Annotated in this window: 19 protein-coding genes; 5 read left to right on the top strand and 14 right to left on the bottom strand. The window is 71.0% G+C overall.

Translation table 11 applies throughout. The annotated features are described in order from the left end of the window. Positions 1-71: 71 nt before the first annotated feature. From ACLJQE_RS43445 to ACLJQE_RS43455, 3 genes are all read left to right on the top strand, one after another. Positions 72-944: a peptidylprolyl isomerase gene (locus tag ACLJQE_RS43445; RefSeq protein ID WP_410645710.1), complete on the top strand. Its 873-nt coding sequence runs from the start codon at positions 72-74 to the stop codon at positions 942-944. Between the two features lie 159 nt (positions 945-1,103). Next, complete coding sequence (locus tag ACLJQE_RS43450) at positions 1,104-1,925, top strand: LysM peptidoglycan-binding domain-containing protein (RefSeq protein WP_410645711.1); 822 nt, start codon at positions 1,104-1,106, stop codon at positions 1,923-1,925. A 95-nt stretch (positions 1,926-2,020) separates the two neighbouring features. After that, on the top strand, positions 2,021-2,599 hold the full coding sequence (locus ACLJQE_RS43455; protein ID WP_410645712.1) for a hypothetical protein: 579 nt from the start codon (positions 2,021-2,023) through the stop codon (positions 2,597-2,599). On the opposite strand, the gene ACLJQE_RS43460 is transcribed toward ACLJQE_RS43455, so the two are convergent. Continuing rightward, positions 2,586-3,365 carry an enoyl-CoA hydratase/isomerase family protein gene (locus tag ACLJQE_RS43460; protein ID WP_410645713.1) on the bottom strand — a complete coding sequence of 260 codons (780 nt, stop codon included), beginning with the start codon at positions 3,363-3,365 and terminating at the stop codon, positions 2,586-2,588. The genes ACLJQE_RS43455 and ACLJQE_RS43460 overlap by 14 nt on opposite strands. Before the next feature lie 72 nt (positions 3,366-3,437). Here ACLJQE_RS43460 and ACLJQE_RS43465 point away from each other — a divergent pair, with 72 nt between their 5' ends. Further along, positions 3,438-4,271, top strand: coding sequence for an alpha/beta fold hydrolase (locus ACLJQE_RS43465; RefSeq protein ID WP_410645714.1), 834 nt, complete (start codon positions 3,438-3,440; stop codon positions 4,269-4,271). Here ACLJQE_RS43465 and ACLJQE_RS43470 read toward each other — a convergent pair. From ACLJQE_RS43470 to ruvC, 10 genes are all read right to left on the bottom strand, one after another. After that, positions 4,268-4,609 (bottom strand): hypothetical protein, encoded by a 342-nt coding sequence (locus ACLJQE_RS43470; RefSeq protein ID WP_410645715.1) that lies wholly within the window; start codon positions 4,607-4,609, stop codon positions 4,268-4,270. The two genes, ACLJQE_RS43465 and ACLJQE_RS43470, sit on opposite strands and share 4 nt — an antisense overlap. Further along, complete coding sequence (locus tag ACLJQE_RS43475; protein ID WP_410645716.1) at positions 4,606-6,258, bottom strand: hypothetical protein; 1,653 nt, start codon at positions 6,256-6,258, stop codon at positions 4,606-4,608. The genes ACLJQE_RS43470 and ACLJQE_RS43475 overlap by 4 nt, the downstream gene beginning before the upstream one ends. Before the next feature lie 302 nt (positions 6,259-6,560). Next, a complete protein-coding gene (locus ACLJQE_RS43480; RefSeq protein WP_410645717.1) occupies positions 6,561-8,915 on the bottom strand; it encodes a RelA/SpoT family protein in 2,355 nt (784 codons plus the stop codon). A gap of 277 nt (positions 8,916-9,192) precedes the next feature. Beyond that, a complete protein-coding gene (locus ACLJQE_RS43485) occupies positions 9,193-9,711 on the bottom strand; it encodes an adenine phosphoribosyltransferase (RefSeq protein ID WP_410645718.1) in 519 nt (172 codons plus the stop codon). A gap of 1 nt (position 9,712) precedes the next feature. Then, positions 9,713-10,939 (bottom strand): protein translocase subunit SecF, encoded by a 1,227-nt coding sequence (gene secF, locus ACLJQE_RS43490; protein WP_410645719.1) that lies wholly within the window; start codon positions 10,937-10,939, stop codon positions 9,713-9,715. Position 10,940: 1 nt separating this feature from the next. Continuing rightward, positions 10,941-12,731: a protein translocase subunit SecD gene (gene secD, locus ACLJQE_RS43495; RefSeq protein ID WP_410645720.1), complete on the bottom strand. Its 1,791-nt coding sequence runs from the start codon at positions 12,729-12,731 to the stop codon at positions 10,941-10,943. Positions 12,732-12,968: 237 nt separating this feature from the next. Next, positions 12,969-13,379, bottom strand: a complete 411-nt coding sequence (gene yajC / locus ACLJQE_RS43500; RefSeq protein WP_410645721.1) for a preprotein translocase subunit YajC — start codon at positions 13,377-13,379, stop codon at positions 12,969-12,971. Positions 13,380-13,498: 119 nt separating this feature from the next. Beyond that, a complete protein-coding gene (ruvB, locus tag ACLJQE_RS43505) occupies positions 13,499-14,572 on the bottom strand; it encodes a Holliday junction branch migration DNA helicase RuvB (RefSeq protein ID WP_410645722.1) in 1,074 nt (357 codons plus the stop codon). A gap of 8 nt (positions 14,573-14,580) precedes the next feature. Continuing rightward, positions 14,581-15,177, bottom strand: coding sequence for a Holliday junction branch migration protein RuvA (gene ruvA, locus ACLJQE_RS43510; RefSeq protein WP_410645723.1), 597 nt, complete (start codon positions 15,175-15,177; stop codon positions 14,581-14,583). Then, positions 15,174-15,770, bottom strand: coding sequence for a crossover junction endodeoxyribonuclease RuvC (gene ruvC, locus ACLJQE_RS43515; RefSeq protein WP_410645729.1), 597 nt, complete (start codon positions 15,768-15,770; stop codon positions 15,174-15,176). The genes ruvA and ruvC overlap by 4 nt, the downstream gene beginning before the upstream one ends. A gap of 73 nt (positions 15,771-15,843) precedes the next feature. Here ruvC and ACLJQE_RS43520 point away from each other — a divergent pair, with 73 nt between their 5' ends. Next, the gene (locus ACLJQE_RS43520) at positions 15,844-16,284 is read left to right on the top strand and encodes a cupin domain-containing protein (RefSeq protein ID WP_410645724.1); all 441 of its coding nucleotides are present in this window, start codon (positions 15,844-15,846) and stop codon (positions 16,282-16,284) included. A 9-nt stretch (positions 16,285-16,293) separates the two neighbouring features. Here ACLJQE_RS43520 and ACLJQE_RS43525 read toward each other — a convergent pair whose 3' ends face one another. The 3 genes from ACLJQE_RS43525 to pdxT all read right to left on the bottom strand — a co-directional run bounded on the left by ACLJQE_RS43525 (position 16,294) and on the right by pdxT (position 18,346). Next, positions 16,294-16,845, bottom strand: coding sequence for a DUF4262 domain-containing protein (locus ACLJQE_RS43525; protein WP_410645725.1), 552 nt, complete (start codon positions 16,843-16,845; stop codon positions 16,294-16,296). A gap of 86 nt (positions 16,846-16,931) precedes the next feature. Further along, positions 16,932-17,687, bottom strand: a complete 756-nt coding sequence (locus tag ACLJQE_RS43530) for a YebC/PmpR family DNA-binding transcriptional regulator (RefSeq protein ID WP_086841514.1) — start codon at positions 17,685-17,687, stop codon at positions 16,932-16,934. Between the two features lie 41 nt (positions 17,688-17,728). Continuing rightward, positions 17,729-18,346 carry a pyridoxal 5'-phosphate synthase glutaminase subunit PdxT gene (gene pdxT / locus ACLJQE_RS43535; RefSeq protein WP_410645726.1) on the bottom strand — a complete coding sequence of 206 codons (618 nt, stop codon included), beginning with the start codon at positions 18,344-18,346 and terminating at the stop codon, positions 17,729-17,731. Positions 18,347-18,561 lie beyond the last annotated feature (215 nt).

Below are 18,561 nucleotides of genomic sequence, written 5' to 3' on the forward strand. Positions count from 1 at the left end.
CTCACAGGCTGTGCCCATACACTGCCGCTACCTCAGACGTGTGACACGAGCGGAAACCTGGAGGGTACGGGGTGGCGACCAACCAGCAGCGCCGCGAAGCTGCGAAGCGCAAACTCGAGCGACAGCTCGAGCGCCGATTGGAGCAGCAGAAGCGACGCCGGATGATCGGGGCTGGCGTGGTCGGCGTGGCCGTCCTCGTGGTCGCCGGTGTCGTGGTGTGGATCGTGAGCGCGAACAGCGGCGACAGCACCAATGCCGCGGCGTCGTCCTCGGCCGCCCCGCCGCCGACCGAAGTGCAGATCCCGACGCAGCGCACCGCGCTGCCGAAGCGGGCGACCCCGCTGCCGAACCCGACGACCTGCGACTTCAAGGCCGACGCGACGGGCAAGGCGCCGAAGAAGGTGAACCCGCCGGACGGCAAGAACGTCCCGTCGACCGGCACGGTGAACGTGACGCTCCAGAGCACCGCGGGAGACATCCCGCTGACGCTCGACCGCGCGCTCGCCCCCTGCGCGGTACAGAGCTTCATCAGCCTCGCCAAGCAGAACTTCTACAACGACACCATGTGCCACCGGCTCGGCACCGAGGGCCTGCAGATGCTGCAGTGCGGCGACCCCGCGGCCACCGGCGATCCGAGCGCCGACGGCCAGGGTGGCCCCGGCTACACGATGCCGGACGAGGCGTTCCCGGAGATCAAGTACGGCCGCGGCATCCTCGCCATGGCGAAGACGCAGGCCCCGAACTCGGGCGGCAGCCAGTTCTTCATGGTCTACGGCAACGCCGACGGCCTCCCGGCGGACTACTCGGTGTTCGGCAGCATCAGCGACGAGGGCCTCAAGGTGCTCGACGCGGTGGCGAAGGCCGGCATCGCGAACCCGAACCCGCAGGACGGCACCGGAGCGCCGACCAAGCAGGTGAAGTTCACCGGCGTCACCGTCCAGTAGCAGCAGCTCGGCACACCGCCCGTCCCGGACGTCACGACGACGTCCGGGACGGGCGGTTTCGCACCCGCTGGGCGCAGGACCTGAACCGCGGCCGCACCCGCCCCGTGTAGAGGGCAACACCGCCAGACCCGCCGGGGTCGCCGGGGAGAGGTGCCGACGATGGTCGAAAACCGGGTTCCCGTGGTCCGCCGCGTCCTCGGGCGGGCCGGTCAGGCCGGCTGCGCCGGTGTCCTCTTCGCCGTGCTCGCCGGCGGACCCGCGCTCGCGCAGGCCGATCCGCCGCCGCCGGTCAAGTACTTCATCGTGCCGCACGCCGACAACCCCGAGGACCTCACGCTGTTCGAGATCGCCGAACGCGCGCTCGGCGACGGGCGGCGCTTCCCGGAGATCTTCCGGCTCAACCAGGGCCGGCTGCGACCCGACGGCACGGCGTTCACCGATCCCGCCGACATCGAGCCCGGTCAGGTGCTCCAGCTGCCCGACGACGCCGCCCCGGAGCCGGGCGTGCAGTTCGGCCCGCTGCCGGCGACCCCGCCCGCACAGTCCACCCCAACTGCGCAGTCCACTCCCGCCTCAGAGACGTCCGGTCTCGGCGTCGGGCTGGCTTCGGCCGTCAGCGGCACCGGTGGCGTGCTGACCGGCCTGCTCGCCGGGCTCTGGTGGCGGCGCCGCCCGCAGTTGCTCCCGCCGGCCCCGTTCGAACCGCCCGCGCGCGACGAGGAGGACTTCGGCGCCGGCTCGGTCAGCGGCACCCTGCCGCTCCCGATCGTCGTGCCCGAACCGCGTCCGGACGTCGTGTTCCGCCCGGAACCGATCACCGCCGAGCACGCGATCATCGTGCTCGACACGGCCGAAACCCAGGTGATCGCCGCGGTCCGGCCGGGCTCGCGGTTCCACTTCCGGATCGGCCAGGAGCCGGACTTCGCGGACTCCGCGACGGTGCTCGTGGTCGACGGCGACGGCGACGGCGACCGCTCCTGAAGCCAGAGGGTGCGTGCCGGATCACTCTGCGCTGAACGGATCAACCGGCGCCGGAACACTGGCCAGCGGGCCGCCGGGCCCGCAATAGTCGTCTCATGAACCGGGATCCGTTCGGCACCCTCCGGAAGGCGCTGTGGATCGGCGGCGCTCCGTGGACCGGGAAGTCCACGGTCGCGCGGCTGCTGGCCGAGCGCCACGGCCTGACGACCTACCACCACGACGACCGGGACCGGCCCGGCGCGCAGCTGCCGGACGACCTCCCGGCCGCCGACCAGCTGACCGTGATGATGACCGAGTTCGGGGACCGGTTCCGCGGCGCACTCGACGACCTGCGCGCGCTGACCTCGCCCCGGCCGGTCGTCGCCGAAGGCCGGGGGCTGCGGCCGGAGCTCGTCGCCCCGCTCGTGGACTCCCCCGGCCGCATGGTGGTGCTGGTACCGACCGAGCTGTTCCGCCAGCACCAGCTCCGGCACCGGCCGGACGCGCCCGCCATCCCGGAGCAGCGCACCCGGCTGACGCGGGACCGGATGCTCGCCGCCCACGCCGTGCGGGCCGCGCGGGACCTCGGCATCCGCGTCATCGAAATCGACGGCAGGCTCGATCCCGCCGGCGTCACCGATGTGGTCGCCGAGCACTTCCACGCCTACCTGGACGCCGGGGTCAGCGGAAGGTGAACCGCGGCGGGCGCCGCTCGAGGAACGCGGCGACGCCTTCCGCGTAGTCCTCGCCGTGCAGGGCTTCCGAGCGGATCTCCTCGACCTCGGCGTCCGGCGTTTCCTGCCCGGCGACGATCTTTTCGATGATCCGGTTCATCCCGCGGATCGACGCCTGCGAGCGCGAGCAGAGCGTCTCGACGAACGCCCGCGTCGAGGTTTCGAGGTCACCGGCCGGGAAGACGTCGTTGAGCAGGCCGATCTCCCGGGCGCGGGCGGCGGTGATCAGCTCGCCGGACAGGAGGAAGTACCTGGCGTGCGCCGGGCCGACGAGCGAGACGAGCTGGCGCGTCGAGTCGAAGTGGTAGACGATGCCGAGCTTCGCCGGGGTGATGCCGAACCGCGCGCCGTCGGCGGCGAACCGGAAGTCACAAGCGACCGAGACCTGGCAGCCGCCGCCGATGCAGTTGCCCTGGATCATCGCGACGGACGGCTTGCGCATCGCGGTGAGCGCGGCGACCGCGCCTTCGACGGCCTTGTCGTAGCTCGCCGCGCCTTCCGCCGTGGTGCGCAGCTCCCCGAATTCGCTGATGTCGGCGCCCGCGGAGAAGTGCTTGCCGTCGCCGGCGATCACCAGCGCCTTCAGCGCCGGATCGGCCTCCACCTCGGCGACGACGTCCGGGATCGCCGCCCACATGCCGTAGGTGATGGCGTTCATCTTCTCCGGCCGGGTGAGCGTCAGGCGGGCGACTTCGCCGTCGCGCGTCAGGTGGAATCCGTCGGTCATGAACGGCACGATACTTCTCGCCCTCAGCGAAACACGCGGTGTGTGACGCGGTCGGGTGGCTAGCTTGGGGCCATGGCGACGATCGAAGTGGGCGGGACGGCGTTCGGCTACGACGAAGCGGGCGAGGGGCCCGCGGTCGTGCTGCTGCACGCCGCGCTGGGCGACCGCCGGATGTGGGACGCGCAGTTCACCGAGCTCGCCGCCACCCACCGGGTGATCCGCTACGACCGCCGCGGCTTCGGGGAAACCCGCGGCGAGACCGGCGAGCACGCCCACTACGAGGACCTGCTGGCCCTGCTCGATGCCCGGGGGATCGAGCAGGCCGCGCTGGTCGGGGCGTCGATGGGCGGGGCGTGCGCGCTGGACGCGGCCCTCGCCGCGCCGGAGCGGATCACCCGGCTGGTGCTGCTCGGCTCGGGTCTGACCGGGCACAGCTGGCCGGACCACATGCAGGCGGACCTCGCCCGGCTGGCCGCCGAGGCCGTTCCGGCCGACCGCTTCGCCCGTTACCAGTCCCGGCAAGGCGACGTCGAGGAGGCGGACGGGCGGGCCATGGCGGAGGCCAACATCCGCTATCTGGTCGCCGGACCTTCGCGCGATGTCTCCGTGCTGCCGGATGCCATGGTCGCGGCGGTCCGGGAGATGTGCGAACAGGTGTACCGGCACGACTGGAGCGCTCCACAGTGGACGGAGCGGATCCCGGACACCCGCCACCGGCTCGCCGAGATCGCCCAGCCCGCCCTGGTGGTGATCGGGACAGCCGACGCGCCGGGGCTGGTGGAGCTGTCGGCCCACCTGGCGGAATCGTTGCCGCAGGCCGAACTCGTCGAGCTGGCCGGCACGGGCCACCTGCCGTCGATGGAACGGCCGGCCGAGGTCAACGCCCTGCTGCGGAAGTTCCTCTAGCCGAAGATCTTCTGCACCTGCTCGGAGATCTTGGCGATCTGCTCGGAGAACTGCGTCAGCCCACCCAGCAGGCCCCTGACCTTCTCCCAGCGGCTGCGCACCACCGCGGGCTCCGCGGCGTCGCCCGCGCGCAAATCGGCCGCCAGGTCGGTCAGCGTGTCCTCCAGGACCTCCTGCTTGGCGAGCTCTTGACCGCGTACCTCGGTCGTCAGCCGCTCGACCAGGCCGAGCAACGACGCCATCGTCGTTTCGGCGCCGCCCGCGTCGATGCCGGTCTGGGTGATGCGGCCGGAGTTGTCGCCGCCGATGCTGACCTTGTTCGTGATGCGGTGGTTCATCGGGTCTCCGTCCTGGTCGGGCGGCCGGGAGCCGCGGGGCGGGGGCGCGGGGTGCGCAGCCCGGCCTGGGTGATCGGCCCGCGGTTGTCGCCGCGGATGGTGATGTCGTTGTTGATCACGACCGCCGCCTGTTCCTCGAACTTCGCCGTCGAGAAGCCGGCGTCACCGAGGAGCTTGCCGATGGCGGGCAGCAGCCGGCTTTCGAGGATCTTCTCGTAGCGTTCGATGTCGACGAGCTGGAAGTAGTCGGTGAACAGGTTCACCGAAGCGAGTTCGCGCAGGGTGCTCGCGGCGCCGTAGCGGTCCGGGTCCAGTACCCCGGGTTCGCGCTTCGGCCGCCGGATCCAGGACGCGAGGTTCACGATCCGGCCCGGCAGGCTCGCCGGCATCGCCAGCCAGGCCAGCAGGCCCTGGCCGAGCGGGCGCAGCGAGTCCGGCCGCATCTTGTCCACCACGCGGTACTCGGCCCGGATCGGCGGCAGCATGAACGGCGTCCACTCGACGTACAGTGTCGTGTCGTCCACCGCGACGTGCAGGAACGTCGTGAGCACCAGGTCCCGGTCCCAGGTCTCTACCTGGAAGGCCAGGTAGTAGCGCGCCCACTCCCTCGGTTCCGTGCGGAGCCGGGCGACGTCGGCCGCGCCGAGCCGGGTGTGCGGCGGGCGCTCGACGTCCGGCAGGTAGGCGGCGGCTTCCGGCTCGCCGAGGTGGTCGACGAGCTCGGCGGCCGGGGTGAACACCGCCTCGGTCACGGTCAGCCCGCCGAGCCGGTGGTCCGGCGAAAGCGCGTGGGCGTTGCGGAGGTCCGCGATCGCCGTGCGGATCCCGTCGTACAGCGCCTCGGTCGTCAGCTTCGGCCGGCCTTCGCCGTCCTCGAGCCGTTCCAGCGGGATCGCCATGGACCAGGCGTCGCGCCGGAAACCGGCGCCCACGAACGGGTTGTACCCGCGGTACACCACCAGCGGCGCCCCCGGCGCCTCGGCGGACGTCGCGTCCCCCTGGTAGCGGGCGAGCTGGTCCCGGAAGTCTTCGGTGAACACCCCGGTGAGGCTGCCGCCCCCGTCCCCGGTCCCGGCGAACCGCTTGAAGCGCGTCGTCAGCAGGTTCCACAGGGTCCAGCGTTCGATCGTCACGGCCACGCACACGACCACCGCGAGCACGATGCCGATGACGGTCCGGGCGGTGTCGCCGCCCGAGGAGTCCTCGTAGTAGTCATCGACGTCGTAGCGGGAGGGGTAACGGCTCCCCGATTCGAAGATCTCGTCCGAATAGGACAGCAGCAGCCAGGCGACGACGATCGAAACGCCGAGCACGACCAACGTCTTCGGGTTGATCTTCTCCAGCGCGTACGCGCTCTTCCCCGCCCGCGCGGCGACGAGCAGCAGCGACAACACGATCCAGCCGTAGAGCAGCGGGTTGTCCCACAGCAGCCCGATGACGACGGCCATGAGCAGCACCAGCAGCCCGTCGTAGTTCTTCCGGCGCGCCCGCGCCCGCACCGCCTCGGTGAGCACGCGGCCCGCGTCGAGGCCCGGTGACGGCGGGACCGGGCGGGTGGGCTCGACGAGGAACTCGGTGATGGCCCGCCGGCTGTAGGCGGGATCGAGGTAGGACGCCGCGCACAGGTAGCGCGTGGTGTCGTCGGCCATGCCGCCCCCTTGTCAGGTCGGGGGCCCGATCGCCGGACAGCTCACTCCCCCGCAAGTTGCGGAATGTACCATGCAGAAGCGGAACCGGGGACGGCTATTCGGGCGGCATTTTCCTTGCACCGGGCCGTAATGACCAGGACAGGGGCTTCGCGGCCAATTCCCCACGGCTGCGGACGCCGGCCTTGCCGAACACCGACTTGAGGTGGTCCTGCACCCGTGTGCGCCGAGATCGCCGGCCGGGCCGCGATGTCCGTTGTGGACAGTCCGGAACGCCCCCGTCACCGCCGCGGAGACCGTCAACCTCAGGAAGCCGAGGTCACGCGGTAGACGTCGTAGACGCCTTCCACGCCGCGGACCACCTTGAGGACGTGACCGAGGTGCTTCGTGTCGCCCATCTCGAACGAGAAGCGGCTGACCGCGACCCGGTCGCGCGAGGTGGTCACCGACGCCGACAGGATGTTGACCTTCTCGTCCGCCAGCACCTTGGTGACGTCCGAGAGCAGGCGGTGCCGGTCGAGCGCCTCGACCTGGATGGCGACCAGGAACACCGACGACGCCGACGGCGCCCACTCGACCTCGACCAGCCGTTCGGGCTGGGACTGCAGGTCGCCGGCGTTCGTGCAGTCGGTGCGGTGCACCGAAACGCCGCCGCCGCGGGTCACGAAGCCGAGGATCTCGTCACCGGGCACCGGGGTGCAGCAGCGGGCGAGCTTCGCCCAGACGTCGCTGGCGCCCTTGACCACCACGCCGACGTCGTTGGAGCCCCGGCGGCGGGTCACCGTGGACGGCGTGGCGCGCTCGGCGAGCTCCTCCTCGGCCGCGTCGACGCCGCCGATCAGGGCGACCAGGCGCTGGACGACGTGCTTCGCGCTCGTGTGGCCCTCGCCGACCGCCGCGTACAGCGAGGAGATGTCGGCGTGGCGCAGCTCGGTGGCCACCGCACCCATCGACTCCGCGGAGACCAGCCGCTGGATCGGCAGGCCGACCTTGCGGATCTCCTTGGTGATGGCTTCCTTGCCGCCTTCGATCGCCTCGTCACGGCGTTCCTTGGCGAACCACTGCCGGATCTTGGCGCGGGCCTTCGGCGAGCCGGCGAACTGCAGCCAGTCCCGCGACGGCCCGGCGCTCTCCGCCTTCGACGTGAAGATCTCGACGACTTCGCCGTTTTCCAGCTTGCGTTCGAGCGCCACCAGCCTGCCGTTGACGCGGGCGCCGATGCAGCGGTGCCCGACCTCGGTGTGCACGGCGTAGGCGAAGTCGACCGGCGTCGACTCGACGGGCAGCGTGATGACGTCGCCCTTCGGCGTGAACACGAAGATCTCGCGCGCGGCCAGCTCGTAGCGCAGCGACTCGAGGAAGTCGCCCGGGTCCGCGGCCTCGCGCTGCCAGTCGAGGAGCTGGCGCATCCACGCCATCTCGTCGACGTCCACCGCGTTGCCGTTGTGCGTGCCCTTGGTTTCCTTGTAGCGCCAGTGCGCGGCGATGCCGTACTCGGCGGTGCGGTGCATCTCGTAGGTGCGGATCTGCACCTCGAGCGGCTTGCCGTCGGGACCGATCACCGTCGTGTGCAGCGACTGGTAGACGCCGAACCGCGGCTGCGCGATGTAGTCCTTGAACCGGCCGGGCACCGGCTGCCACAGGGCGTGGACGACCCCCATCGCCGCGTAGCAGTCGCGGACGTCCTCGACCAGGATCCGCACGCCGACCAGGTCGTGGATGTCGTCCAGGTCGCGGCCGCGGACGATCATCTTCTGGTGGATCGAGTAGTAGTGCTTCGGACGGCCCTCGACCTTCGCGGTGATCCGCGACGAGACGAGGTTGCTGGTCAGGTCCGTGATCACCGACCGCAGGTAGATGTCGCGCGAGGGCGCGCGGTCGGCGACCAGGCGCACGATCTCGTCGTACTTCTTCGGCTGCAGGATGGCGAACGCGAGGTCCTCCAGCTCCCACTTGACCGTGGCCATGCCGAGCCGGTGGGCCAGCGGCGCGAGGACTTCGAGGGTCTCGCGGGCCTTGCGGGCCTGCTTCTCCGGCGGAAGGAAGCGCATGGTCCGCATGTTGTGCAGCCGGTCGGCGAGCTTGATGACCAGCACCCGGGGGTCCTTGGCCATCGCGATGACCATCTTGCGGATGGTCTCGGCTTCGGCGGACGAGCCGAGCTGCACCTTGTCCAGCTTCGTGACGCCGTCGACCAGCTCGGCGACCTTCTCGCCGAAGTCGGCCTTCAGGCTCTCGACGGCGTAACCGGTGTCCTCGACCGTGTCGTGCAGCAGGGCCGCGACGAGCGTGGTGGTGTCCATGCCCAGCTCGGCGAGGATGGTGGCGACGGCCAGCGGGTGGGTGATGTACGGGTCGCCGGACTTGCGCCGCTGGTTGCGGTGCAGCTCCTCGGCGACGTCGTAGGCGCGCTGGAGCAGCCCGAGGTCGCCATTGGGGTGGAGCTCGCGGTGGATGACGGCCAGGGGTTCGAGGACCTGCTTGACCGGGGCGGCGCGCTGCGCGGTGATCCGCCGGGCGAGACGCGCCCGGACCCGCCGGGTCGCGGACGGGTTCGGCGCCGCACCGTTCGGCTTCGGCGGCGCGGGCGGTGCCGCCGCCTGTCCGCTCTGCTGGGCGCCCTGCTTGGCGGGCACCGCGGCGTCGAGCTCCTGGCTCACCCGCACCTCCTGCTGCTCGTGCGGCCTTCGGACCACCAGGGTAGCCGCTACGCCTCGCGGCCCCGTCGGGTGCGCCCGTTCAGGGGGACCCCAAGGCCCCGACCAGGCGGTTTCCCGGCGTGCCGGAACCCGTCACTCGCGTGATGGGACCCGTCATCGACGTGATTGAAGCCGGAACTCGCGAGTTCCGGCTTCAATCACGCGAGATACGGCTTCAATCACGCGAGATACGGCTTCAATCACGCGAGATACGGCTTCGATCACGCGAGTGACGGGTTCAGCAGGTCTGGAGGGCGTGCACCTTGCGGTTCGCCAGGACCTCACGACCCCGGAGGGCGGCCAGTTCCAGGACCACGGACACGCTGTCGACCACCGCGCCCGCGTCCTCCAGCAGCTTGCCCGTGGCCGCGACCGTGCCGCCCGTGGCCAGGACGTCGTCGAGGACCGCGATGCGCTGGCCCGGCCGCACCACACCGGACGGCAGTTCCACCGTCGCCGTGCCGTACTCCAGTGCGTAGTCGACCCGGCCCGCCACCTGCGGCAGCTTGCCCGGCTTGCGGATCAGCACCACACCGAGGCCGCGGGCGTACCCCACGGCCGCGGCGAGGAGGAACCCGCGGGCCTCCACGCCGGCGAGCGCCTCGACGCCGTCGTCGAGGGTGCCCGCCAGCGCGTCGGTCACCGCCTTGAACGCACCCGCGTCCGCGAAGAGCGGGCTGAGGTCGCGGAACAGCACGCCGGGCTCGGGGAAGTCCGGCACCTCGGCGATCAGGCCGAGGGCGTCGTCGAGCTCCACGTCAGCGCTTCCGCTTGCCCGCGGGCTTGCCGGCCGGACGCTGCTTCTGCATCCGGGCGGGGACGCTGGCCGCGGCCGCGTACGCCTTCTCCTTGCGCAGTTCCCTCGCCAGTGCGTCGTCGTCCGAGGCGTCGAAGTCCCCGCCCGCCGCCTTGCGCTCCTGGTTGGCGCGGCGCTGGTGGACGCGGTCGGCCTGCTGCCGGTACTTCGGGTCGCGCATCTTGAAGTCGACCAGCAGCGGCGTGGCCAGCGCGACCGACGAAAGCACGCCGACCAGGGTGCCGGTCAGCTGCACCAGCGCCAGGTCCTGCAGCGTGCCCGAGCCCAGCAGCACGTACCCGACGACCAGCAGGCCCAGGATCGGCAGCAGGGCGATGAACGCCGTGTTGAACGACCGCATCAGGGTCTGGTTCAGCGCGAGGTTCGCCGCCTCGCCGTAGGTGCGGCGGCTCAGCCCGAGCAGGCCGCGCGTGTTCTCGCGGACCTTGTCGAACACCACCACCGTGTCGTACAGCGAGAACCCGAGGATGGTCAGCAGGCCGATCACCGTCGCCGGGGTGACCTCGAAGCCGATCAGCGAGTACACCCCCGCGGTGACCACGATGTCGTGCAGCAGCGAGACCAGCGCGGCCGCGGCCATCCGCAGGTCGAAGTAGATCGCCAGGAAGATGACCACCGCGACGAGGAACACCGCCAGCGCGATCAGCGCCTTCTGCGAGATCTCGCCACCCCAGGACGCGCTCACCGCGCTGTCGCTGATGGCCGCGACGCTGGGCTGGCCGTTGGCGCCCTTCGGCCCGAGGTCGGTGAACAGGCCCTCCTTGACCTTCGCGACGTCGCCCGCGTTCAGCGTCTCGGCACGGATCTGGATGGTCGCCGCGTTGCCCGAGCCGACCTTCTGCGCCTCCGTGGCCGGCCGGCCGAGCGCCTTCTGGAACGACTCCTTCGCCTGCTCCTCGGTGATCACGCCGTGGATGCCGTTGGCCGGCATCTGGATCTGCGTGCCGCCCTCGAAGTCGATGCCGAGGTTGAACCCGCGGATGATCATCGACGCGAGGCACATCAGCACCAGCCCGCCGAAGAAGATGTACCAGCGCTTGCGCTTGCCGACGACGTCGAACGCTCCCGTGCCGACGTACAGCCGGCGGAAGACGCTTTCCCTCTTGCCGGGCTTGGCCGTCACCTTGGCGTTGCCTTCGGCGTCCGTGCCCAGTTCTTCGACCCCCACGTCAGGCCTCCTTCACGTTCGCGCGGCCGACCGTGGTCGACTTCTTCCGCTGCGAACCCAGTTGCTGCACGGCGCCGAGGCCCAGGTTCCTCGGATTGGACAGGAACGCGTTCTTGGACGTGGACACCATGGCCACCAGCGGGTGCGTCACCAGGTACACGACGACCAGGTCGAGCACCGTGGACATGCCGAGGGTGAACGCGAAGCCCTGGACGTCGCCGACCGCGATGACGTACAGGATGGCCGCGGCCAGGAAGCTCACCGCGTCCGACGCCAGGATGGTGCGCCGGGCGCGGACCCAGCCGCGTGGCACCGCGGACCGGAACGTCCGGCCCTCCCGGATCTCGTCCTTGAGCCGTTCGAAGTAGATGACGAACGAGTCCGCCGTGATCCCGATCGCGATGATCAGGCCGGCGACACCCGCGAGGTCCAGCGTGTAGCCGATCCAGCGGCCGAGCAGCACCAGCACCGCGAACACCAGCGCGCCGGACAGGGCCAGCGACAGGATGGTGAGCACGCCGAGCAGCCGGTAGTAGAACAGGCAGTAGACGAACACGACCAGCAGGCCGATACCACCGGCGATCAGGCCGGCCTGCAGCGACGCCAGGCCGAGGGTCGCCGACACCGTGGTCGCGTCCGAGGACGCGAACGACAGCGGCAGCGAGCCGTACTTGAGGATGTCCGAGAGGTCCTTCGCCTCGGACTGGGTGAACTTGCCGGTGATCTGGGTGTTGCCGTCGACGATCGCGACCTGGATGTTCGGCGCGGACACGACCTGCGTGTCGAGCACGAACGCGGCCTGCTGGCCGGTGTTCTTCGAGGTGAAGTCCGCCCAGATCTTGGTGCCCTCGCTCTTGAAGCTGAGGTTCACCACCCACTGGCCGCGCTGCTGGTCGAAGCCCGAGGTCGAGTCGGCGATCTCGGTGCCCGGCAGGAACTCCGGCTCCATCAGGTACTTGTACGTGTCGTGGTCACCGCAGGCGACCAGCGGCAGCTTCGGGTCGTCGTTGCCCTCGAGGGGGTCTTTGACGTTCGGCGCGCAGGTCAGCGCCGCCATCGCCTGCGAGACGAGCTCCTGGTTCGGCTGGCCGTCGGCGCCGATCAGCTGCGGGTTCTGCCGGAGGGCCTTGGCGGCCTGGATCTCCTGCGCGGTCTTCGCGTCGACCGAGCCGTCCGATGGCGCTGAAGGCGCCGGCGCCGGGGTCGAAGCGGGCGGCGGCGGGGTGCTGCTGCTCGGCGCGGCCGGCGTGGTGTTCTGCTGCGGCGCGGGCGCGGCCCCACCGCCGCCACCGGCGGTCGGCGGCGCGCTCGAGCTGGCCGGCGGCTTGCTGCTCGGGGCGCTCGAGGCCGGCGCCCCGGAGGTCGGCGTGCCCGTGGCCGGCGGCGGCGGGGTCTGCGGCGGCACCACCGGCTGGGTGGCGCTCGAAACGACCTTCCGGAAGCCCAGCTTCGCGGTCTTGCCCAGGTTCTTCGCCTGGTCGCCCTGCTCGCCCGGGACGGTGATGACGACGTTGTTGCCGTCGAGGAGAACCTCGGTACCGCCGACGCCGATCCCGTTGACCCGCCGTTCGATGATCTGGCGCGCCTGGTTCAGGGACTCACGGGTCGGCTGGCCACCGTCGGGGGTGCGGGCGGTGAGCGTGACCCGGGTGCCGCCCTGCAGGTCGATGCCGAGCTTCGGGGTCGGCTTGTGGTTGCCGGTGAGGAACACCAGCGCGTACAAGACGATCACGATCAAGGCGAACAGGGCGAGATAGCGTCCCGGGCGGAGATGCCCGGCTGAAGCTGCCACGGTGCTTCGGTCTCCTCGGACGGGGTGGACCCCAACGTTGCGGTGCCTGCCCGGAGGGTTACCGGGAGGGACTGCGTGCATTTCACTGACCGTGTGCGATTCACTCCCGGGCACGGGTATGACGGCGGACACGCACGCAGCACCGAGACACTACTCGGTGCTGCGTGAGCCCGGCGTGCGAGGCCATACCGACTTTCGTCGGGATTCCCCGCCCCCGCCCAGGAGTGCCGCGGAAAGTTACTTCTTGCCGTGCTCCAGCGGCGGCGCCACCTGCGCGGTGGTGGTCTGCGGCTCGTCGTCCTTGCTGCCGGAGCCCGACTCGATGATCTTCGGCTCCTCGACGGAGGTCTCGTCCTCGTCGAGGGCGTCTTCCGCGGTCTCGACGACCGGCTCGACCTTCTCGCGGACCGCCAGCCGCAGCCAGGTGGTCACGACACCGGGGGCGATCTCGATGTCGATCGTGGTGTCACCGGAGGTGTCGGCGACGGTGCCGTAAAGACCCGAGGTGGTCATCACGCGGTCACCGGGCGCCAGGCTGCTCTGCAGTTCCTGCTGCGCGGCCTGCTGCTTCTTCTGCTTGCGCGTGCTCATCACCAGCGGCACGGCGAGGACGAGCACGAGCAGCAGGGGCAGCAATAGCTGTTGCATGATTCTCCGTTCGACGGACACCGGGCCCTGCCGAAATGTCCGGTTTTTGGGTATGTGCTCCGGTCAAGTGTGCCAGGTACCAGCGCGGACGCCAGCACCCACCCGCCAGTACGGGCCGCTCAGTCCTGCTCGAACAGCGACGGCCCGCCCGGGTCCGGGCGCCCCGGGAGGTCCGCGGGCGGCACCATGCCGAGGTGTTCCCACGCGGTCGCGGTCGCGACGCGGCCACGCGGGGTGCGGGCGAGCATACCGGCGCGCACGAGGTAGGGCTCGCACACCTCTTCCACGGTGGTCGCCTCCTCCCCCACGGCCACCGCCAGCGTCGAAATGCCCACCGGCCCGCCGCCGAACGACCTGGTCAGCGCGGTCAGCACGGCCCGGTCGAGACGGTCGAGCCCCAGCTCGTCGACGTCGTAGACGGCCAGCGCGGCGCGGGCGACGTCGCGGGTCACCTTGCCGTCGGCGCGGACCTCGGCGTAGTCGCGGACGCGCCGCAGCAGCCGGTTCGCGATCCGGGGCGTGCCCCGCGAGCGGCCGGCGATCTCGGCGCAGCCGTCGCGGTCGATCGGGATGTCGAGGATCGTCGCGGCCCGCCGGACGATCAGCTCCAGCTCGGCGTCGGTGTAGAACTCCATCTGGCCGGTGAAGCCGAACCGGTCGCGCAGCGGGCCGGTCAGCGAGCCGGACCGGGTGGTCGCCCCGACCAGCGTGAACGGCGCGATCTCCAGCGGGATGCTCGTGGCGCCCGGGCCCTTGCCGACGACGACGTCGACCCGGAAGTCCTCCATCGCCAGGTAGAGCATTTCCTCGGCGGGGCGGGCGATCCGGTGGATCTCGTCGATGAACAGCACGTCGCCGGGCGCGAGGTTGGACAGCATCGCGGCGAGGTCGCCGGCGCGTTCCAGGGCCGGCCCGGAGGTGATCCGGAGGGCCGCGCCCAGCTCGGCGGCGACGATCATCGCCATCGACGTCTTGCCCAGCCCCGGCGGCCCGGACAGCAGGACGTGGTCCGGTGGCACACCGCGGCGGCGGGCGCTCTCCAGCACCAGCTCCAGCTGCTCGCGCACGCGTGGCTGGCCGACGAACTCGTCGAGCTTGCGGGGCCGCAGGGTGCCCTCGACGTTCTCCTCGCCGGTCTGGGCCCACGCCGAGAGGGCGTCGTCCTCTTCCTCGCTCACGGCCTCATACTCCATGCCCGCGCCTACCGCTTCCGGCCGAGGGTGGTCAGGGCGGCGCGCAGCACGCCGGACGTCGTGTGGCCGTCACCGTCGGCGAGGACCTTGTCCACGGCCTGCTCGGCCTGCTTGGCCGGGAAGCCGAGCCCGGCCAGTGCCTCGACGACTTCGGCACGCAGGGCGCCGGGGGCGGTGACGGCGGGCGCGTCACCGGCGCCGCCGAGCGCGGTGACCTTGTCGCGCAGTTCGAGGGTGAGCCGTTCGGCGCCCTTGCGGCCGATGCCGGGCACCGAGGTGAGCACGGTGATGTTGCCTTCCACCAGCGCGGCCCGCAGCTTGTCCGGGTCCAGCACGGCGAGCGTGGCCAGCGCCAGCCGCGGCCCGATCCCGGACACCGTCTGCAGCAGCCCGAACAGCTCCCGCGCGTCGGCGTCGCCGAAGCCGAACAGCGTCAGCGAGTCCTCGCGCACGACCAGCGCGGTGTGCAGGCGGGCCTCTTCGCCGCGGCGCAGGGTCGCGAGGGTCGCCGGGGTGGCCTGCACGGCGAAGCCGACCCCGCCGACCTCGACCACGACGTGGTCGAGGCCGACCGACAGGACTTCTCCGCGTACCGACGAGATCATCGTGCTGCTCCAGGGTTCTTGGCTCGGGTCGACGCCTGTTTCGCCGCCGCGGCGAGGCGGGCTTTGTGGTTGCGGGCCAGTTCGGCCGCGCGGGCTTCGGCCTCGGCGAGCCGGGCCCGCATCGGCTCCCGCCAGAGGTGGCAGATGGCCAGGGCGAGGGCGTCCGCGGCGTCGGCCGGGTGCGGGGCGACCTCGAGGTTGAGCAGCCGCATCACCATGGCGGTGACCTGCGCCTTGTCCGCCCGGCCGGACCCGCTGACGGCGGCCTTCACCTCGCTCGGGGTGTGGAACACGACGGGCAGCCCGCGGCGGGCGGCGGCGAGCGCGACCACGCCACCGGCCTGCGCGGTCCCCATCGCGGTCCGGACGTTGTGCTGGGCGAAGACCCGCTCGACCGCCACCGCGGCCGGCTGGTACTTGTCCATCCAGCGCTCGACCTCGTCGGAGATGCCGAGCAGGCGGTGCGCCAGATCGGCGTCCGCCGGCGTCCGCACGACGTCGACGGCGACGCAGCGGACGGCCCGGCCCTTGCCGCCGTCGACCACCCCCAGGCCGCACCTGGTCAGACCGGGGTCGACCCCGAGCACGCGCACCCGCATTCCTCCCGCCGCGAACACCAGTTCGAGCTTGCAGGCTACTGGGCGCGTCTGCGGCAGGATGGGTGACATGCCGGAGCCGTCGGATTTCGTCACCCACCTGGGACTTCAGCCGTTGCCCGTCGAAGGCGGGCGGTGGGCGCAGAGCTGGCGGGCGGAAGCCGGCTCGGCGATCTACTACCTGCTCGTCGCGCCGGAGTTCTCCGCCCCGCACCGCCTCGACCGGGTCGAGGTCTACGCCCACCACGCCGGCGCGCCCGCGGCCATGCTGCTGCTGCACCCGGACGGCTCGGTCGAGCGGCCGGTGCTGGGGACCGACGTCGCCGCCGGGGAACGCCCGCAGGTCGTGGTGCCCGCCGGGACGTGGCAGGCCACGGTCACGTGCGGTGAGTGGAGCCTGCTGGGCACGGTCGTCGTCCCGCCCTACACGGACGACTGCGTGGAGTTCGCGGCCGCCGCCGACCTGGCGCCGTCGTATCCGGAAGCGGCCGCCGACCTGCGGAAGTTCTAGGGGCCAGTGCTAGGGGCCGTCGACGCCGGGGGTCCAGCTTTCGGGGTCACCGCTGCCGGTCAGCACCGGCTGCCACCGGGCGAAGCCCTCGGGCGCGTCCGGGTGCCAGGGGAACTTGCCCTCCGGGGTCGCGACGATCAGCTGCAGCGCGGGGAAGTCGCCGTCCGGGTAGATCAGGAACGCGGTGCCGAAGTACTCGGGGTAGTGGCCCTTGTTGACGCGCTCGAGCACCACCGGGACGCCCTCGAAGAAGTCGTCGTAGCGATTGCCGACCTCGAAGATCTCGCCGTTGGCGGCGCGGTCGACGTAGGCGTCGAGCAGCACCTGCCCCATCTGGCCGGGCAGCCCGACCACGACGGCCTCCGGCACGTTGTGCAGAGCCCACGCGCAGGCGGTGAAGCAGTAACCGGCGCCTTCGTCGTCGGCGGCGACGCTGATGACGGCGTTGCCGCGCTCCTTCGCCTGCCCCTCGATCCATTCGATGAGGCGCAGTTCTTCCGCGGACAGTTCGGCGGTGATGTCGGCGGTTGCGGCGGGGGTCGTCGAGGTCACGGCGCACATTCTGCCTGACGAGCCCGCCGGAGCCCAGTGCCCGGGCCGAAAAGTTTCCGGCCCGGACACGAAGGCGTTGCGGTGCAAGGGAAAACTCAACCGACTTCGGCGAGCACCTCGTCGGAAACATCGAAGTTCGCGTAGACGTTCTGGACGTCGTCACAATCCTCGAGGGCGTCGATCAGTTTGAAGACCTTCTTCGCGCCGTCCGCGTCGAGGGGGACGTTCACCGTCGGGAGGAAGGTGAGCTCCGCCGACTCGTACTCGAACCCGGCCTCCTGGAGCGCCTTGCGCACCGGCACCAGGTCGCCGCCCTCGCAGACGATTTCGAAGCTCTCGTCGAGGTCGTTGACCTCTTCGGCGCCGGCGTCGAGCACCGCCATGAGGACGTCGTCCTCGGTGGCGTCGCCCTTCGGCATGATCACCACGCCCTTGCGGTTGAACATGTAGGCGACCGATCCCGGGTCGGCGAGGGAGCCGTTGTTGCGCGTGAGCGCGGTGCGGACCTCCATCGCGGCGCGGTTCTTGTTGTCGGTGAGGCACTCGATCAGCACAGCCACGCCGTTGGGGCCGTAGCCCTCGTACGTGATGTCCTGCCAGTCGGCGCCACCGGCCTCTTCACCGGCGCCGCGCTTGCGGGCACGCTCGATGTTGTCCTGCGGGACCGAGTTCTTCTTCGCCTTCTGGATGGCGTCGTAGAGCGTGGGGTTGCCATCCGGGTCGCCACCACCGGTGCCCGTGCGGGCGGCCACCTCGATGTTCTTGATCAACCGCGCGAAGAGCTTGCCGCGCTTCGCGTCGAGGTTGGCCTTCTTGTGTTTCGTGGTGGCCCACTTGGAGTGGCCGCTCATCTCTCCTCCATCTGTTCCGTACCCCGGCCGGGCACCGCGTCTCAGGCAGCCTTTCGCACGAGGTCGACGAACAGCCGGTGCACCCGCACGTCGGGCGTCAGTTCCGGGTGGAACGCGGTCGCCAGCACCGCCCCTTGCCGGACCGCGACGATCCTAGCGGTGTCCTCGTCCACGCCGGGCACGCCGCCGACCGTGGCCAGCACCTCGACGCCGTCACCGGCCTTCTCGACCCAGGGAGCACGGATGAACACGGCGTGGACTTCGCCGTCCACGCCGGCGAAGTCCAGGTCGGCCTCGAAGGAGTCGACCTGCCTGCCGAACGCGTTGCGCCGGACGACGACGTCGAGCCCGCCGAGCTGCTGCTGGTCGGGCCGCCCGTCGAGGGTCTGCCGAGCCAGCAGGATCATCCCGGCGCACGAGCCGAAGGCGGGCAGCCCTTCGGCGATCCGCGCCCGCAGCGGCTCGAGCAGCTCGAAGCTCTCCAGCAGCCGCGACATGGTGGTCGACTCCCCACCGGGCAGCACCAAGCCGTCCACTTCGGACAGCTCGGCGGCGCGGCGGACCGGCTTGGCCCGCGCCCCCGCTTCGGCCAGCATCGCGACGTGCTCGCGCACGGCGCCCTGCATGGCGAGCACACCGATGACCGGTTCCGACGACACCCGACCTCCCGAAAGACCTTCCCACCAGCCTAGACGCACCGGCTCGGCGACTGACCGGCAGGTCAGACCCACTCCACACGACCCCGACCGCCCCAATGGGGTTGTTTCATCGTGGTTGTTGCTGGTGGGGGCGGTGTGGCAGGGCTGGTTCGGTTGGTGTGGCAGCAACCGGCGTCGGGACGGTGTGGTGTCCGCGGGTATGAGTGAAGCCCTCG

The sequence above is a fragment of the Amycolatopsis sp. lyj-346 genome, from assembly GCF_046548975.1.
Taxonomy (GTDB): domain Bacteria; phylum Actinomycetota; class Actinomycetes; order Mycobacteriales; family Pseudonocardiaceae; genus Amycolatopsis.

Bases quoted from the DNA above. Each gene is read 5' to 3' on its own strand.
- ACLJQE_RS43450 (WP_410645711.1), top strand. From the start codon at position 1,104: ATGGTCGAAAACCGGGTTCCCGTGGTCCGCCGCGTCCTCGGGCGGGCC.
- ACLJQE_RS43455 (WP_410645712.1), top strand. From the start codon at position 2,021: ATGAACCGGGATCCGTTCGGCACCCTCCGGAAGGCGCTGTGGATCGGC.
- ACLJQE_RS43460 (WP_410645713.1), bottom strand. From the start codon at position 3,365: ATGACCGACGGATTCCACCTGACGCGCGACGGCGAAGTCGCCCGCCTG.
- ACLJQE_RS43465 (WP_410645714.1), top strand. From the start codon at position 3,438: ATGGCGACGATCGAAGTGGGCGGGACGGCGTTCGGCTACGACGAAGCG.
- ACLJQE_RS43470 (WP_410645715.1), bottom strand. From the start codon at position 4,609: ATGAACCACCGCATCACGAACAAGGTCAGCATCGGCGGCGACAACTCC.
- ACLJQE_RS43475 (WP_410645716.1), bottom strand. From the start codon at position 6,258: ATGGCCGACGACACCACGCGCTACCTGTGCGCGGCGTCCTACCTCGAT.
- yajC (WP_410645721.1), bottom strand. From the start codon at position 13,379: ATGCAACAGCTATTGCTGCCCCTGCTGCTCGTGCTCGTCCTCGCCGTG.
- ruvB (WP_410645722.1), bottom strand. From the start codon at position 14,572: ATGGAGTATGAGGCCGTGAGCGAGGAAGAGGACGACGCCCTCTCGGCG.
- ruvA (WP_410645723.1), bottom strand. From the start codon at position 15,177: ATGATCTCGTCGGTACGCGGAGAAGTCCTGTCGGTCGGCCTCGACCAC.
- ACLJQE_RS43520 (WP_410645724.1), top strand. From the start codon at position 15,844: ATGCCGGAGCCGTCGGATTTCGTCACCCACCTGGGACTTCAGCCGTTG.
- ACLJQE_RS43525 (WP_410645725.1), bottom strand. From the start codon at position 16,845: ATGTGCGCCGTGACCTCGACGACCCCCGCCGCAACCGCCGACATCACC.
- ACLJQE_RS43530 (WP_086841514.1), bottom strand. From the start codon at position 17,687: ATGAGCGGCCACTCCAAGTGGGCCACCACGAAACACAAGAAGGCCAAC.